Consider the following 13770-nt stretch of genomic DNA (forward strand, 5'->3'; position numbering starts at 1 on the left):
GCCGCGACGCTCAAGGTTTCAATGCGGGGCGTCAAGCCGAGGCGGCTCGTCCTGATGAGAAAATTCTCGTCCTGATCCGATCTACATCAGGCCCAGCGCCTTGAAGCTGGCCACGCCCTCGCGGCCGACCACCAGGTGGTCGTGGACGGCGATCTTCAGCGCCTTGCCGGCCTCGACGATCTGCTTGGTCATCTCGATGTCCGGGCGCGAGGGCGTCGGGTCGCCGGACGGGTGGTTGTGCAGGATGATGATGTTGGAACTGGAGAGCTCTAGCGCCCGCCGCATCACCTCGCGCGGATAGACCGGGGCGTGGTCGACCGTGCCGCGGTTCATCACCTCATCGGCGATCAGCTGGTTCTTCTTGTCCAGGAACAGCACCCGGAACTGCTCGCGCGACTCGTTGGCCAGGGCGACGCGGACATAGCCCAGCAAGGCGCTCCACGAGCTGATCACCGGCCGCTTGACGATCTTGTCACGGCCCGCCCGCAAGGTGGCCTCGTGCAGCAGCTTGATATCCATGGCCGCCGCCTCGCCGACGCCCGGCACCGTGGCAAGCTCCTCGATCGTCGCCCCAAGCACCGCGCCCAGCGAGCCAAAGCGGGTCAGCAGGCTCTTGGCCAGGGGTTTGACGTCGCCGCGCGGGAAGGTGCGGAAGAGGTAGAGTTCGAGCAGCTCATAGTCCGGCAGGGCCACGAACCCGCCGACCTTGGCCCGCTGGCGCAAACGCTCGCGATGGCCGGCATGGTGGGCGTGGGCCGAGCGCTTCTTCGGAGCCTCGACCGGGACGACCGCAAAGAGCTCGGCATCCGAGACGCCCAGGGATTTGACGCTGACCATGCCGCCCTCGACTCCAGGCGAGCATTACGCTTTATCGCCTCATGGTTGTCTAGAGGCAGTCTGTCGCCTGGCTTCCCACAGCCGCCAGCCCATCAGCAGGACGAACACCAGGCCATAGACCAGCGGCGGCCGGTGGTCGGCCTTGACCAGAAGGTAGTAGTGCACGACCCCCAGCGGCACGATCAGGTAGATCAGCTTGTGCAGCCGGCTCCAGGCCGCGCGGCCCATGCGGATGATCCAGCCGTTGGTCGAGGTCACCGCCAGCGGGATCAACAGCACGAAACCCAGCATGCCCAGCGTGATGAACGGCCGCTTGAGGATGTCCTTCCACAGCTGGCCCCAGTCGAAGAACAGGTCGACGCCGATATAGCTGGCCAGGTGCAGCAGGATGTAGCTGAAGGCGAAAAGGCCGATCGTGCGCCGGAAACGCACCAGGCGCGGCTTCTTCAGGATCCGCGCGGCCGGCGTGATGGCCAGACCGACCAGCAGCAGGCGCAGCCCCCAGACGCCCAGCTGGCGGATCAGCTTCTCGATCGGATTGGCGCCCAGGTCGCCGTTGAAGCCCTTCCAGGCCAGCCAGACGATCGGCGCGAAACAGGCCGCCCAGACCAGGGCGTAGACGAGGTTGTCCTGTGTTTTGGACGGGCGTTTGCGAGGTGGACTGTTCACCAAACGACCTCGAACCCAAACCCGTCTCCCCAGCGAAAGCCGGGGCCCAGATCTCTGAGCGCGGAGGCTGATTGGAAAGGCGCTGAGCCCGTAGCGGCCGCCCCAGCGCTCTTCCAGCTGGATCCCGGCTTTCGCCGGGAAGATCGTGTGGGGATTGGGAAAGCCATCAGTAGAACCGCTTCAGGTCCATGCCGCGATAAAGGTCGCCGACCCACTCGCCATAGCCGTTGAACGGCAGGGTGTCGCGACGGCGGAACTCGCCGATGCGGCGCTCGGTGGCCTGCGACCAGCGGGGGTGGTCCACGGCCGGATTGACGTTGGCGAAGAAGCCGTACTCCCGCGCCGCCAGCTTGTTCCACGAGGTGGTCGGCTGGTTCTCGACCAGGCTGATGCGGACGATCGACTTGATGCCCTTGAAGCCATATTTCCACGGCACGACCAGCCGCAGCGGCGCGCCGTTCTGGTTGGGCAGCACGTCGCCATACAGGCCCACCGCCATCACGGTCAGCGGGTGCATGGCCTCGTCCATGCGCAGGCCCTCGCGATAGGGCCAGTCCAGGGTGTTCCACCCCTGCCCCGGCATTTCCGAGGGCCGCATCACCGTCTCGAACGCCACGTACTTGGCCTTGGAGGTCGGCTTGACCGAGGCGATCAGGTCCTTGAGCGGAAAGCCCACCCACGGGATCACCATCGACCAGCCCTCGACGCAGCGCATGCGGTAGATGCGCTCTTCCAGCTTGTTCTTGCCGATCAGGTCCTCGATGCCGACCGTGCGCGGGGCCTCGCAGGCGCCGTCGATACGCACCGTCCAGGGCCGCGGCTTGAACTTGCCGGAGTTCTCGGCCGGATCGCCCTTGTCGACGCCGAACTCATAGAAGTTGTTGTAGGTCGTGATGTCCTCTTTCGAGGTCGCCTTCTCCTGCGTGGAGAAGCCCTTGCTGTAGGTCAGCCCGGCTCGCGCCTCGCTCGCCGCGCCGAACAGCCCCGCCCCCGCCAGTCCGGCCATCAGCGTGCGGCGCTTCAAATAGAGGCCGTGGTCGGTGACGTCGTTGTCGGTCAGGTCAGGCGCTTGGCGGATCAGCATGGGAACGCTCCGGGGCTACGCAGACTGATACGACGGCGCGGCGCGATTGGTTACATCCGGCCGCGATTATTCCTGGCCCTGCCGCAAAGCCTTGCGCGGGGCGTAGATGCGCGACAGGCCCTGGGCCAGCACCGCCCGCTCCTGCGGCGACAGGGTGGCGGCATAGGCGGACAGCGCGGCCTCGACATTGCCGCGCGCCTGGATGTCCAGGGTGCGGGCCGTGTTCAGGCGACGCGAGACCTCGGCGGGGTCGAAGCCCGGCGAGGCCAGGGCGTCCAGGGCCGCCTGCCGCTCGGCGCGGGCCTGGCGGGTGATCGGCTTGTTCTTCTGGTTGGCCGCGTGCAGGGCCTGACGAAGGGCGCGGCGGCTCTCCGGCGAGAGGCGATCACCGGCGGTCCACAGCGGCGGGCGAGCCTGGCGCTCGGGATCGACCGCCTGGACGGGCGCGACGGGCGGCGGGGTGGTGGCAGCCGGCTTGGCCGGACGGGTCGGCGTCTCGACGGGCTCAGTGGGCTGCGGCGTCGCCTGCGGGACATAGACCGTCTGCGGTTGCGGCGCTGCCTGAGGCGCGAGCGGCGGCGGACTGGACATCCGCACATAGACCGCCCCGGCCACACCGCCGATCAGGAACACATTGAGGGCCGCCGAGGCGATCAGGCCGATCAGCAGCGGACGAGACAGGCTCATAGCTCCGAGGCCTCCTCGAGAGCGTCCTGCAGGTCGGTGGAGACGTCGACGGCGGTGATCGGGCTATCGGCGCGGGCGGTGACCACCGCGGGCGCGGCGACCGGCGGCTGGGCCTGCCCCGCGAGCGAGACGCCGACCAGCACGCCGGCGAAGGCGGCGGCCGACAGGCCTAGCGCCGCGCCCAGGCCCGCGATCCAGCGACGCGCGGCGCCTGTCGCTTGCGGCGCGGCGGCGATCAGGCGGCCCAGCAGAGCGGCGTCGACGCTCTGGGCCGGCGCCAGGTCCAGCAGGCGATCCAGCTGCGCGGCGCTGGCCAGCACTGGCGACAGGCGCTCGGGGTTGGCGGCCAGCAGGGCGCGCGCGGCCTCGCGCTGGCCTTCCGGCCAGCGGGCGATCTCGCCGCCATAGATCTCGGCCAGGTCCTCGAACCTCTCGAAGTCCATCATGACCAAAACTCCTTCATCCCCCTGCCCCCTGCAGATCCGCCAGCGACGCCTTGAGCGCTCGACGCCCCCGCCCCAGCAGACTCTCCAGCGCCTCGACGCTGATCTCCATCAATCGGGCGGCCTCGATATTGCCCAAGCCCTGGTGATGGCAAAGCACGATCGCCTCCCGCTGGCGCGCCGGCAGCGCCGCCAAGGCCGCCTCGACGCGTTTGGAGAGGTCCGCCCGCATCAGGCCGGCGTCCGGCGCCGGGCCGGTGTCGACCTGTTCGGGCGGTGTGTCGGTGACCACCTCGCGCCGGCGGCGCAGGCGGTCGTAGCAGAGGTTCAGGGCCACCCGGTGCAGCCAGGTGTCGAACCTGGCATGCCCCGGCGTCCACGACCGCGCCTGCTTCCAGGCGCGCAGAAAGGTCTCCTGGGCGACGTCCTCGGCCTCGCCGGCGTCGTTCAGCATGCGCCGGGCTAGGGCGAGAATGCGCGGCAGGCGTCGATCCAATAGCTGTCGCACAGCGGTCGGGTCGCCCCGTCCCACCCCCGACAGCAAGGTTTCGTCGGGATCGTTCCCGTCGGACGCCAAGCTTCAACCCGCCGCGCACGTCGTCATTAGACCCCGACCTTGGCCTTGCCCTTCTTGGCCTGCAACTCCTCGAGCGTCAGGATGCCGTCGTTGTTGGTATCCATCCGCTTGTAGCGCCAGGCCAGCACGTCGTCGGCCTCGGCGCGCGACAGGAAGCCGTCCTTGTCCTTGTCGAAGCGGTTGAACACCCGCTGGCCACGCTTGCCGGCCTTGGTCGCCTTAGCGTCGACCTCGGGGTTCTCCTTGCGGAAGGCGGTGAACTCGTCAGGCGAGATCTTGCCGTCCTTGTTGGCATCCAGCCGCGCGAACAGCTTGTCGCCGTTCGAGGCCTGGAACTGCTGCAGGGTCATGCCCTGCGGCGTCGCGCTAGGGGCGGCGTTTTGCGCCAGAGCCGGCGCCGCGACGGCGAGCACGGCGGCGGCGATCAGGGTGCGTACGATCATCGGTCTTTAGGTCTCCAAGGGTGGAAGGCCCGTCCCATGGAGTGATGAACGCGCGGCGGTGGGGATTCCGTCGCACCAAAAATCCGTTTTCCCGGCGAAAGCCGGGACCCAGATACATCCGGAGAGTTTTGGGTGTTTTCGCCTACCACTCTGGCCACGAACCAGAAGCTCGCGGGTTCGATCTGGGCCCCGGCTTTCGCCGGGGAAACGGGTGAAGGGAGACCTATCCCGCCGCCTTCACGATCGCCTTATACGCCGCCCGCGCCTCGGCCTTCGCCTTGGCCAGCTTGGGTTTCAGCGATTTGAACTGGCTCACATGACCCGCCTTGGCAAGCAGCGCCTTGAAGGCCTTGGGTTCGGCTTCGACGTCCAGGCCGTCCTCCAGCGCCACCTTGATCAGCTGCGACAGGTCCTGCTCCAGCCGCCACGCCGTCTCCAGCCGCGAAAGCGCCCCTTCATCGGCCAGGCCCGCCTCGCGCAGGGCCGCCAGGGCCTCGCCGGTGTTCTGACGCAGGGGACCGCCGTTAGCCGCATGGGCCAGTTGCAGGAACTGGGCGGCGAACTCGATATCGACCAAGCCGCCGGGCTCCAGCTTCAGGTCCCAGTCGCCCTTGCCGGGCCGCTCGCGCTCCATCAGCTCGCGCATGTCGATGACGTCGGCGGCGGTCTTCTTCCATTCGCGCGGCCGGCGCAGGGCCGCCTCGATCGCCCCCTCGGCGCGAGCCTTGAACGCGGGGCTGCTGGCCCAGACCACCCGGGCGCGGGTCAGGGCCAAGAGCTCCCAGGTCTCGGCCTCGCGCTCGTAGTACTCGCCGAACGCTCCGAAGCTGACCGCCACCGGCCCCTTGGTGCCGGAGGGGCGGAGCTTGAGATCCACCTCGTACAGCGTCCCCTCGCCCGTCGGCGCTGACAGGGCCGAGGCCATGCGCTGGGTGAAGCGGGCATAGAAGGTTTCGGCGCCCCATTCCTTGACGGCCGACATGCCACGCGGATCGTCGGCCGCGTACAGCGTCATCAGGTCGAGATCCGACTTGGCCGTCATCTCGCGCGAGCCGGCCTTGCCCAGCGCGACCACCGCCACCTGGCCAGGGAAGGCGCCGCCCAGGCGCTCGGTCTCGGCCAGGGCCGCCGGGGCCAGGCCGCTGATGATCAGGTCCCCCAGCTCTGCGAAGGCCCGGCCGATGTCGCGGGCGTCGGCGCTGCCGCTCATCACCCGCACGCCGATGCGGAAGCTCTGGTCGCGGAACAGCCGCCGGGCCGCGTCCATCGCCCCCTCGAAGTCGGCCGGATCCCACGGGGCGACGGCCGGCGTCTCGATGGGGCCAAAGAAGCTGGGGTCCAGCAGGGCGTCCAGGGCCGTCGGCCGCTTGGCCATGGTGGTCGCCAGTCTCGGGGCGAAGGCCATGACCTCGACGATCAGCTCGAACAGGCGTGGCTGAGCCAGGAACAACGACTGGATCTGCACGCCTGAGCTCAAGGACGCGAAGAAGTCGGCGAAGCGGTTGAAGGCCTGGTCCGGCGCGCCCGTGGCGTTGGCGGCATCCAGCAGGCGCGGGGCCAGGCGGGTGAAGAGTTCGCGCCCCCGTTCGGTGCGGGTCGCGGCGATGTGGCCGTGGTGCCAGCCGCGGATGGTGGCGGCCACGCGCTCGGGGCTGGAAAAGCCCATGCGCTTGAGGGTGGCCAGGGTCTCGGGATCGTCCTCGACGCCGGTGAAGACCAGGCTGCCGAAGCGCGAGGACAGCTCTTCCTCGCCGGCGAACAGGCGGCCATAGCGGGCGTTGACGCCCTTGAGGATCTTACCGACGGCGGCGTCGAAGCTGCGCAGATTGTCCTGCCCCCACAGGGCCGCGACCTTCTTCCGGTCGGTATCGGACTCCGGCAGCTTGTGGGTCTGGTCGTCGGCGATCATCTGGGCGCGGTGCTCCAGCGCCCTCAGGTCCTGATAGGCCTGGGACAGCCAGCCGGCGTCCTCCAGGGTCACGTGGCCGGCCGTCGCCAGCGCCAGCAGCGCGTCCAGCGTGCGCGGCCCGCGCAGGTCGGGCTGGCGGCCGCCCAGGATCAGCTGCTGGGTCTGGACGAAGAACTCGATCTCGCGGATCCCGCCCCGGCCCAGCTTCAGGTCCGCGCCCTTGGCGGTCAGGCGGTCATCGACCTTGTAGGTGTGGATCTGACGCTTGATCGAGTGGATGTCGGCGATGGCCGCGAAATCCAGGTTCTTGCGCCAGATGAAGGGCTGCAACCCCTCCAGGAACGCCTGGCCCTCGGCGAAATCGCCGGCCGCGATCCGGGCCTTGATGTGGGCGGCGCGCTCCCAGTTCTGACCGACGCTCTCGTAGTAATCCATGGCCGCGTCGACCGGCATGGCGGGCGGCGTCGAGGACGGATCGGGGCGCAGGCGCAGGTCGATGCGGAAGACATAGCCGTCGGCGGTGCGCTCCTGCAGCACCCGGCCCAGGTGGTTGGCGATGCGCACCGCCACGGCCTGGGGCTCGACGCCGTCGGCGACCTGCAGCTTCTCGGGCGCGTAGAAGATCGAGAAGTCGATGTCGCTGGAATAGTTCAGCTCGAACGCGCCGTGCTTGCCCATGGCGATGCAGAAGAGGCCCGGCGCGGGGCCGTCCTCGCCCGCCCCCACATGGGTCAGGGCGCCGCGATCGACCTCCTGACGCACGGCCTGGGCCAGAGCGGCGCGCAGGGTGGCGTCGGCGAAGCGGGTCAGGGCGCCGGTCACCGCGTCCAGATCCCAGACGCCGGACAGGTCGCACAGGGCGGTCAGCAGGTGCAGGTCGGCCTTCAGCTCGCGCAGGGTCTTGCGGGCGGTCTCGAAGTCCGGCTCGGCGGCGACGGCCTCGGCGGCGGCCAGGATCATGGTCAAGTTTTCGCCGGGATCGCCGCCCAGGATCCTGGGCAAGCGCTGGCCGTCCTTGCGGGCGAGGCTGGCCAGGTACGGCGAGGCGGCGAACACCGGGGCCAGGGCGGCCCAGGCGGCGTCGACGCCGGCCATGGCCTCGCCTACCCGCTTGGCGATCGCCTCATGCGCCCGTTCGGCGGCCTTGGCGTCGAGGATCGGGCCGCAGGGGACGAGGCGGTCGGCGAGCTGAGTCATGGCGGGCACCGTGGCCTGCCTAGCGTTCGTGAACAAGTCGCAGCTTGACGTCGAATTTTACACTTGTAACTGTTGCAGATCACAACCCGGACGACAACGGGAAGGCTCCATGATCGAACTGCTGGTCCTTGCCGTAGTCCGCGCGCAGATCGCCGCCGCCCTGGGTGTGATCCTGGTGCTACTGCTGCGTCTGCCGGTCCGCCATCTGCTGGGTCCGCGCCAGGCCTACGGGCTGTGGGCGCTGCCCCCGGTCGCGGCGATCGCCAGCCTGATGCCCAGCCTGTCCGAGACCTTCGAGATCGGCGCGACGACCCCGCCGCCTGCTCTCGGCTCGGCTCTGGTCGCGCTGTGCGTCTGGCTGGCCGGCGCGGCGCTGTTCGCCGCCTTCATCGTGCGGCAGGAGCGCGCCTTCCGCCGCCTCGCCGACCTGGGCCTGGCCGGTCCCGCCGTGATGGGCGCGCTGTGGCCACGCCTGGTGACGCCGGCCGACTTCGAACAGCGCTTCAGCGCCCACGAGCGCCACCTGATCGTGCTGCACGAGCGCACCCACATCCGGCGCGGCGATCCGATGGCCAACCTGGTCGTGGCCGGCTGCCGGGCGCTGAGCTGGTTCAATCCGCTGGTCCACGTCGGCGCGGCCTTCTTGCGTGTCGACCAGGAACTGGCCTGCGACGCGACCGTGCTGGCCTTGAAGAGCGACATGCGCGCCGACTACGCCAGAACGCTGCTGAAGGTGTCGACCAGCGGGACCAGTTCGCCGCTGGCCTGCGGCTGGGGCACGCATCCGCTGATCCTGCGCGTCGGCTTCCTGGGCAGGACCGAGCCCAGCCGCGCCCGCGAGATCGTCGGCTTCCTGGCCCTGACCGCGCTGGCGGTCGCGACCTTCGTCGCCGTGTGGAGCGCCGCGCCGCGCGGTTTCGACCAGCACGCCTTCGCGCCGGACGCCCTCTACGCCGCTCGCTTCCTGGGAGAATGATCGTCGACAGCCGTCACGCCCGCTTGACGCGCTAAATTACAGTTGTAACCATTGCATTCGAGGAAACGGCCAGGAACCGCTCAAGAATGACCGAGCTCTTCGCCCTCGCCCTGATCCGGGCCCAGATCGCCGCCGCCGCCGCGGTGCTGCTGGTTATCATCCTGCGGCCGTCCGCGCGCCAGCTGTTCGGACCGCGCCGGGCCTATGGCCTGTGGGCCATCGTGCCGGCCGCCGCCGCCGCCGCCTTCCTGCCCAGCCTGGCCGAGACCATGGACTTCGGCTCACCCGCCCGGCCGCTGGGCGAGTGGGCCTCCAAGCTGATCCTGCTGTGGCTGGCCGGCTGCGCGGTCGCCACCGGCGTCCTGGTCCTGCGCGAGCGCCTTTTCCGCAACAAGGTCGAGCAAGGCCTGGCCGGCCCGGCCGTCATGGGCGCCCTGTGGCCGCGCGTGGTGCTGCCCTCCGACTTCAACCAGCGCTTCGACGCCCGCGAGCGCGAGATGATCACCCTGCACGAGCGCACCCACATCCATCGCGGCGACCCGATCGCCAACCTGATCATCGCCGGGGCCGGCGTCCTGGGCTGGTGCAACCCGATGATCGCTCTGGCCACGCGCCTGGTGCGCATCGACCAGGAGCTGGCCTGCGACGCCACCGTCGTGGCCCTGCGCGGCGACATCCGCGCCGACTACGCCAAGACCCTGATGAAGGCGCAGATGAGCGTCGCCACCTCGCCCCTGGCCTGCGGCTGGGCCACGCATCCGCTGATCCTGCGCGTGTCGCTGCTGAACCGGCGCGAGCCCAGCCTGCACCGCGACATCGCCGGCTTTCTCACGATGACCTTTCTGGCGATCATGGCCATGGTCATCGTCTGGAGCGTCTCGCCGCGCGGCCCCGACGCCAGCGACCTGCGCCCCGGCATGGCCGCCCAGATGGACCCCTATACCGGCGCGATCACCTGGGTTCAGGGACAGTAGGCCCTAGCCTAGAAACAGCTTCACGTACTCGTCGACCGGGCGACGGTTGAGGGTGTCGTTGACCCAGAAGTCGATTGCGCCGTCCGGACCGGGCTTGGCCAGGCGCACGCCGGCGTCGCGCATGCGGTCGAAGACGCCCTCGGCGACCTTGGGCTTCAAGACGAGCTGACGGATGTTGGAGGCGTTGGACGCGGGCGCAACCTTGGCCGCCCCGGCCTTCTCCAGCGCCGCGAACACCTGCTCCGCCGTGGCGAAGGCGGCCTTGTGGCGGGCCTGGAAGTCGTCCAGCGCCGCCAGGGCCAGCACCGCGCACGGCCAGGCCTGGTAGATCGTCCCGCCGAACTGGTGACGCAGGGCGCGGGCCTTGGCGATGTCGGCCTTGCTGCCCGCCAGCACCGCCCCGAACGGCGCGTCCAGATACTTGTAGAGCGAGACATAGACCGTATCGAACAGGGCGGTCGTGCCGGCGATGTCATAGCTGGGCGGGGCCAGCAGCAGCCGCGCACCGTCCAGGTGCAGGCGGATGTTCTTGCCTTTGGCGTAGGCGGCGATGGCCTGCAGCGCGGCCGGATCCAGCATCTCGCCCTTGGCGCGGCGCACCGGGCTTTCCAGCGAGATCGCCCCGACCTTCAGCGGATAGGGTCCGTTCTCGGCCTCGTCGACGGCGGCCTTGATCTCGTCCAGCGAGGGAGCGGCCTTGCCGGGGGCCAGGTCGATCAGGTTCAGGCCAGACAGCAGCTGGGTCGCGTCGCTCTCGTCGCGATAGAGGTGGCTTTCGTGCTGGACGATCACCCGCGTGGCCTCGCCCGCCAGGATGCGCACGGCGACATGGTTCGCCAGGGTTCCGGTCGGCAGGAAGGCGCAGTCCTCCTTGCCCAGCATCGTCGCGAACCGCTGCTCCAGCTCGGTCACCGCGCCGCCGGCCAGGTAGCTGTCGCGCGGCTTGCCCTTCTGGACCAGCTCGGCCAGACGGGCGGCGGTCTTCACGGGATCGGGCGGCGCGCTGTCGCCCAGCAGCCAGACGCTGCGGGCGTCGACGGGCGGGAAGGCGGGCGGCGGGGTTTGGGCGAAGGCGACGGCAGGCGCCAAGGCCAGCGATCCGACGAGAAATTGACGGCGGTGCATCTCTTCTCCTTCTTCCCCCTCCGGGCGAGGAGGGCTGAAAGCCCGGAGGGGGCAAGTGAAGCGCGAACTCACCCTGACCGCTGCGCGGTCGTCCGCCCCCGGAGGGGGCGGAAGGTCACCCCTACTCCACCCGCGGCAGCACCAGTGCGACCCGCAGGCCCGGGCCCATGCCGTTGTACTCGCCCGGCCCCTCGGCCAGCTCTAGCCGGCCGCCGTGGGAGGTCGCCACGGCGCTGACCAGGGACAGGCCCAGACCGGCGCCCGGCTCGCTGCGGCTGTTTTCCAGGCGCACGAAGCGCTGGACGACGCGAGGACGGTCGGCCTCGGGCACGCCGGGACCGGTGTCGGTGACCGAGAATTCCAGCTCGCCCGACGAGGTGCGGCGCGCGCGCAGCATGATCGCTCCGCCCTCGGGCGTATATTTGATGGCGTTGTCCAGGATGTTGGCCAGGGCCTGGGCCAGGAACTCGCGGTTGCCCTTGATGTTCAGGGCGGGCGTGATCTCGGCCTTGAAGTCCAGGCCCTTGTCCTCGCACGAGAACTCGTAGAGCTCGGCCATGTCGGTGGCCAGTTCCGAGGCGTCGAAGGCGCGCTGGTCGGGGGCCGAGCCGGCCGCCTGCAGGCGGGCGATGGCGAGCACCGCGTTGAAGGTCTTCAAGACCCCGTCGGCGTCGGACAGGGCCGTCTCCAGCGCCGCCACCGGATCGCCCTTGCCGTTCTCGGCGTCGATCAGGGCGACTTCCATGCGCGCGCGCAGACGGGTCAGCGGCGAGCGCAGGTCGTGGGCGATGGCGTCGCCGGCGTGGCGCAGGCCGCCCATCAGGCGCTCGATCCGGTCGAGCATGTCGTTCAGGCCCTCGGCCAGCTCGTCATACTCGTCGCGCGTGCCCCGCACTTTCGCCCGCGCATGCAGGTCGCCGGCGCGCACGTCGTTGACCACGTCGACCAGCCCCTGCATCGAGCGGCTGACATTGCGGCTGATCAAGACCCCACCGGCCAGGCCCAGCAGAATGACCAGGGTCCCGGCGCCCCAAAGAGCCCGGACGATCTTGCGGACATAGGCCTCGGAGGCGTCGACATCGGCCCCGACGAACAGGATCTCGCCGCGCTCCAGCCGCTGCTGCACCCCGCGCGCGGCGGCCTTGACCTCGGCGCCGTCCAGGTCGGTCTCGGTGACCTTGAAGCTGGCCCATTCGGGGCCGTCGCCGGTGAAATTGCTGACCGGCGACTCCTCGATCGAGCCCGAGATCCGCTTGCCGGTCTTGTCGGCCAGGAAATACAGGAACGGTCGCTCGCCCGTCGCCCGCTCGACGATGGTCTGGTTCAGCGCGTCGACGCCACCCTGGCGATAGGCGGCCTCCAGGCTCTCGAACTCACGGCTGATCTCGGCCTGCGAGCGGCGGTTCACCTCGCCCGCCGTGGCCACATAGATGTAGCCCAGGAAGGCGCTGGCCGCCGCCGCGAACAGGGTCAGGAACAGCAGGGTCAGCCGGAACGGCGTGGTGCGGAGAAGGCGCGGCAGACGCATGGTTCAGGTCTTCTTGCCGAGCAGCGCCGAGAGGTTCTGGCGACTGTCGAGGATACGGAGAACGTAGATGCCGTCCGTCTCCGGAAGCGGCTCATAGACAATTTTCCAAGGGTAAACACTGAACACGCGTGGCTCGCCTTTGAAACTCAGTTCAATGCGGCCTAACCGCGGGCGCCGGGCAAGGCGAGCAAGGGTCGCATCAATCCTGTCGATGACCGCTTGCGCCCGCGCCTCACCCGAGTCGAGGCCGACCCAGAGCGCCAACCGAGCAACATCTGCCTGCGCATCGACGCTGAATTCGACCCTCGCCCCCGTCATGCGGACGCTATCGGCCTTCTTTGCGCAGTTGCTCGCGGACCTCGCTCATGATGGCCTCGGGATCCCAAGGCGTAGCCTTGCCTTCCGCGAACTCCTGACGCGCACGCACCAGCGATGCATTGATCTCATCGCGGTTGGCTTCCATCCAGGCGTCCCACTCGGCCTCCGTCGGCGGCGGGCCGCCGTACAGGTCCGACAGGTCGTCGACGTCATCAGCCTCGGGCTTGGCAGGCTTGTTCATGGTCTGATCCTACCACGCCCGCGCCGAACCGCCTACGGATCCAGCCGGTAGCCGGCGCCGCGCACGGTCTGCAGCATCGGACGGTCGAAGCCCTTGTCGATCTTCGAACGCAGGCGCGAGATGTGTACGTCGATGACGTTGGTCTGGGGGTCGAAGTGGTATTCCCAGACCTTCTCCAGCAGCATGGTGCGGGTCACCGACTGGCCGGCGTGGCGCATCATGAACTCCAGCAGCTGGAATTCGCGCGGCTGCAGGTCGATCTCCTTGCCCTGGCGATGGACCGTCCGGTTGATCAGGTTCATTTCCAGCTCGCCCACCTTGAGGGTAGTCGCCACGGCGCCGGTCTCGCGGCGACGCGACAGGGCCTCGACGCGGGCCATCAGCTCGGGGAAGGCGTACGGCTTGACCAGGTAGTCGTCGGCGCCGGCCTTCAGGCCCACGACGCGGTCATTGACCTCGCCCAGGGCCGACAGGAACAGCACCGGCGTCTGGTCGCCCTCGCGGCGCAGGGTCTCGACGACGGTGACGCCGTCCATCTTGGGCATCATCCGGTCGACGACCAGCACGTCGAAGCCGCCCTTCTGGGCCACGCCCAGGCCAGCCTCGCCATCGGGCGCGTGCTCGACGTCGTAGCCAGCTTCCTTCAGGCCGTGCGCCATGGCGGCGGCGGCTTCCAGGTCGTCCTCGATAATCAGAATACGCATCGTCAGAGCCCCTCATGCGCTCGGGCGGAATGGCGGAACGCTCGACGTTCTCCCGATT

15 protein-coding genes are annotated in these 13770 nt (G+C 69.2%); 2 read left to right on the top strand and 13 right to left on the bottom strand.

Annotated elements, in window-relative coordinates; translation table 11 throughout:
- Positions 1–81: 81 nt before the first annotated feature.
- The 8 genes from radC to J7528_RS14430 form a co-directional block, all read right to left on the bottom strand.
- Positions 82–837, bottom strand: coding sequence for a DNA repair protein RadC (gene radC / locus J7528_RS14395; protein WP_291875560.1), 756 nt, complete (start codon positions 835–837; stop codon positions 82–84).
- A gap of 39 nt (positions 838–876) precedes the next feature.
- Positions 877–1506: a protein-methionine-sulfoxide reductase heme-binding subunit MsrQ gene (msrQ, locus tag J7528_RS14400; RefSeq protein ID WP_291875563.1), complete on the bottom strand. Its 630-nt coding sequence runs from the start codon at positions 1504–1506 to the stop codon at positions 877–879.
- Between the two features lie 166 nt (positions 1507–1672).
- Positions 1673–2590, bottom strand: a complete 918-nt coding sequence (gene msrP, locus J7528_RS14405) for a protein-methionine-sulfoxide reductase catalytic subunit MsrP (protein WP_291875566.1) — start codon at positions 2588–2590, stop codon at positions 1673–1675.
- Between the two features lie 66 nt (positions 2591–2656).
- Complete coding sequence (locus J7528_RS14410) at positions 2657–3277, bottom strand: periplasmic heavy metal sensor (protein ID WP_291875570.1); 621 nt, start codon at positions 3275–3277, stop codon at positions 2657–2659.
- On the bottom strand, positions 3274–3723 hold the full coding sequence (locus J7528_RS14415) for a hypothetical protein (RefSeq protein ID WP_291875573.1): 450 nt from the start codon (positions 3721–3723) through the stop codon (positions 3274–3276). The genes J7528_RS14410 and J7528_RS14415 overlap by 4 nt, the downstream gene beginning before the upstream one ends.
- Before the next feature lie 13 nt (positions 3724–3736).
- Positions 3737–4297 carry an RNA polymerase sigma factor gene (locus J7528_RS14420; RefSeq protein ID WP_291875575.1) on the bottom strand — a complete coding sequence of 187 codons (561 nt, stop codon included), beginning with the start codon at positions 4295–4297 and terminating at the stop codon, positions 3737–3739.
- Positions 4298–4323: 26 nt separating this feature from the next.
- The gene (locus tag J7528_RS14425; protein WP_291875577.1) at positions 4324–4740 is read right to left on the bottom strand and encodes an EF-hand domain-containing protein; all 417 of its coding nucleotides are present in this window, start codon (positions 4738–4740) and stop codon (positions 4324–4326) included.
- A gap of 223 nt (positions 4741–4963) precedes the next feature.
- The gene (locus J7528_RS14430) at positions 4964–7846 is read right to left on the bottom strand and encodes a bifunctional [glutamine synthetase] adenylyltransferase/[glutamine synthetase]-adenylyl-L-tyrosine phosphorylase (RefSeq protein WP_291875579.1); all 2883 of its coding nucleotides are present in this window, start codon (positions 7844–7846) and stop codon (positions 4964–4966) included.
- Between the two features lie 109 nt (positions 7847–7955).
- Here J7528_RS14430 and J7528_RS14435 point away from each other — a divergent pair, with 109 nt between their 5' ends.
- Positions 7956–8822, top strand: a complete 867-nt coding sequence (locus J7528_RS14435) for a M56 family metallopeptidase (protein ID WP_291875581.1) — start codon at positions 7956–7958, stop codon at positions 8820–8822.
- Positions 8823–8908: 86 nt separating this feature from the next.
- Positions 8909–9796: a M56 family metallopeptidase gene (locus J7528_RS14440; protein ID WP_291875583.1), complete on the top strand. Its 888-nt coding sequence runs from the start codon at positions 8909–8911 to the stop codon at positions 9794–9796.
- A 3-nt stretch (positions 9797–9799) separates the two neighbouring features.
- Here the strand turns inward: J7528_RS14440 and J7528_RS14445 are convergent, their stop codons facing one another.
- From J7528_RS14445 to uczR, 5 genes are all read right to left on the bottom strand, one after another.
- Complete coding sequence (locus tag J7528_RS14445; protein WP_291875585.1) at positions 9800–10921, bottom strand: beta-eliminating lyase-related protein; 1122 nt, start codon at positions 10919–10921, stop codon at positions 9800–9802.
- A 121-nt stretch (positions 10922–11042) separates the two neighbouring features.
- Positions 11043–12449, bottom strand: a complete 1407-nt coding sequence (uczS, locus tag J7528_RS14450; protein WP_291875586.1) for a two-component system sensor histidine kinase UczS — start codon at positions 12447–12449, stop codon at positions 11043–11045.
- 3 nt (positions 12450–12452) lie between these two features.
- Positions 12453–12767, bottom strand: a complete 315-nt coding sequence (locus J7528_RS14455) for a type II toxin-antitoxin system RelE/ParE family toxin (RefSeq protein WP_291875590.1) — start codon at positions 12765–12767, stop codon at positions 12453–12455.
- Positions 12768–12774: 7 nt separating this feature from the next.
- On the bottom strand, positions 12775–13008 hold the full coding sequence (locus J7528_RS14460) for a hypothetical protein (RefSeq protein WP_291875592.1): 234 nt from the start codon (positions 13006–13008) through the stop codon (positions 12775–12777).
- A gap of 32 nt (positions 13009–13040) precedes the next feature.
- Positions 13041–13712, bottom strand: a complete 672-nt coding sequence (gene uczR / locus J7528_RS14465) for a two-component system response regulator UczR (RefSeq protein ID WP_291875595.1) — start codon at positions 13710–13712, stop codon at positions 13041–13043.
- Positions 13713–13770: the final 58 nt, after the last annotated feature.

Source organism: Caulobacter sp., assembly GCF_017744445.1.
In the GTDB taxonomy this organism is placed as follows: Bacteria; Pseudomonadota; Alphaproteobacteria; order Caulobacterales; family Caulobacteraceae; genus Caulobacter.

Excerpts from the sequence above, each read along its gene's own strand:
- radC (WP_291875560.1), bottom strand. The coding sequence starts at position 837 with ATGGTCAGCGTCAAATCCCTGGGCGTCTCGGATGCCGAGCTCTTTGCG.
- J7528_RS14430 (WP_291875579.1), bottom strand. The coding sequence starts at position 7,846 with ATGACTCAGCTCGCCGACCGCCTCGTCCCCTGCGGCCCGATCCTCGAC.
- J7528_RS14415 (WP_291875573.1), bottom strand. The coding sequence starts at position 3,723 with ATGATGGACTTCGAGAGGTTCGAGGACCTGGCCGAGATCTATGGCGGC.
- uczS (WP_291875586.1), bottom strand. The coding sequence starts at position 12,449 with ATGCGTCTGCCGCGCCTTCTCCGCACCACGCCGTTCCGGCTGACCCTG.
- J7528_RS14435 (WP_291875581.1), top strand. The coding sequence starts at position 7,956 with ATGATCGAACTGCTGGTCCTTGCCGTAGTCCGCGCGCAGATCGCCGCC.
- msrP (WP_291875566.1), bottom strand. The coding sequence starts at position 2,590 with ATGCTGATCCGCCAAGCGCCTGACCTGACCGACAACGACGTCACCGAC.
- J7528_RS14440 (WP_291875583.1), top strand. The coding sequence starts at position 8,909 with ATGACCGAGCTCTTCGCCCTCGCCCTGATCCGGGCCCAGATCGCCGCC.
- J7528_RS14460 (WP_291875592.1), bottom strand. The coding sequence starts at position 13,008 with ATGAACAAGCCTGCCAAGCCCGAGGCTGATGACGTCGACGACCTGTCG.
- J7528_RS14425 (WP_291875577.1), bottom strand. The coding sequence starts at position 4,740 with ATGATCGTACGCACCCTGATCGCCGCCGCCGTGCTCGCCGTCGCGGCG.
- J7528_RS14410 (WP_291875570.1), bottom strand. The coding sequence starts at position 3,277 with ATGAGCCTGTCTCGTCCGCTGCTGATCGGCCTGATCGCCTCGGCGGCC.
- J7528_RS14445 (WP_291875585.1), bottom strand. The coding sequence starts at position 10,921 with ATGCACCGCCGTCAATTTCTCGTCGGATCGCTGGCCTTGGCGCCTGCC.
- J7528_RS14455 (WP_291875590.1), bottom strand. The coding sequence starts at position 12,767 with ATGACGGGGGCGAGGGTCGAATTCAGCGTCGATGCGCAGGCAGATGTT.
- uczR (WP_291875595.1), bottom strand. The coding sequence starts at position 13,712 with ATGCGTATTCTGATTATCGAGGACGACCTGGAAGCCGCCGCCGCCATG.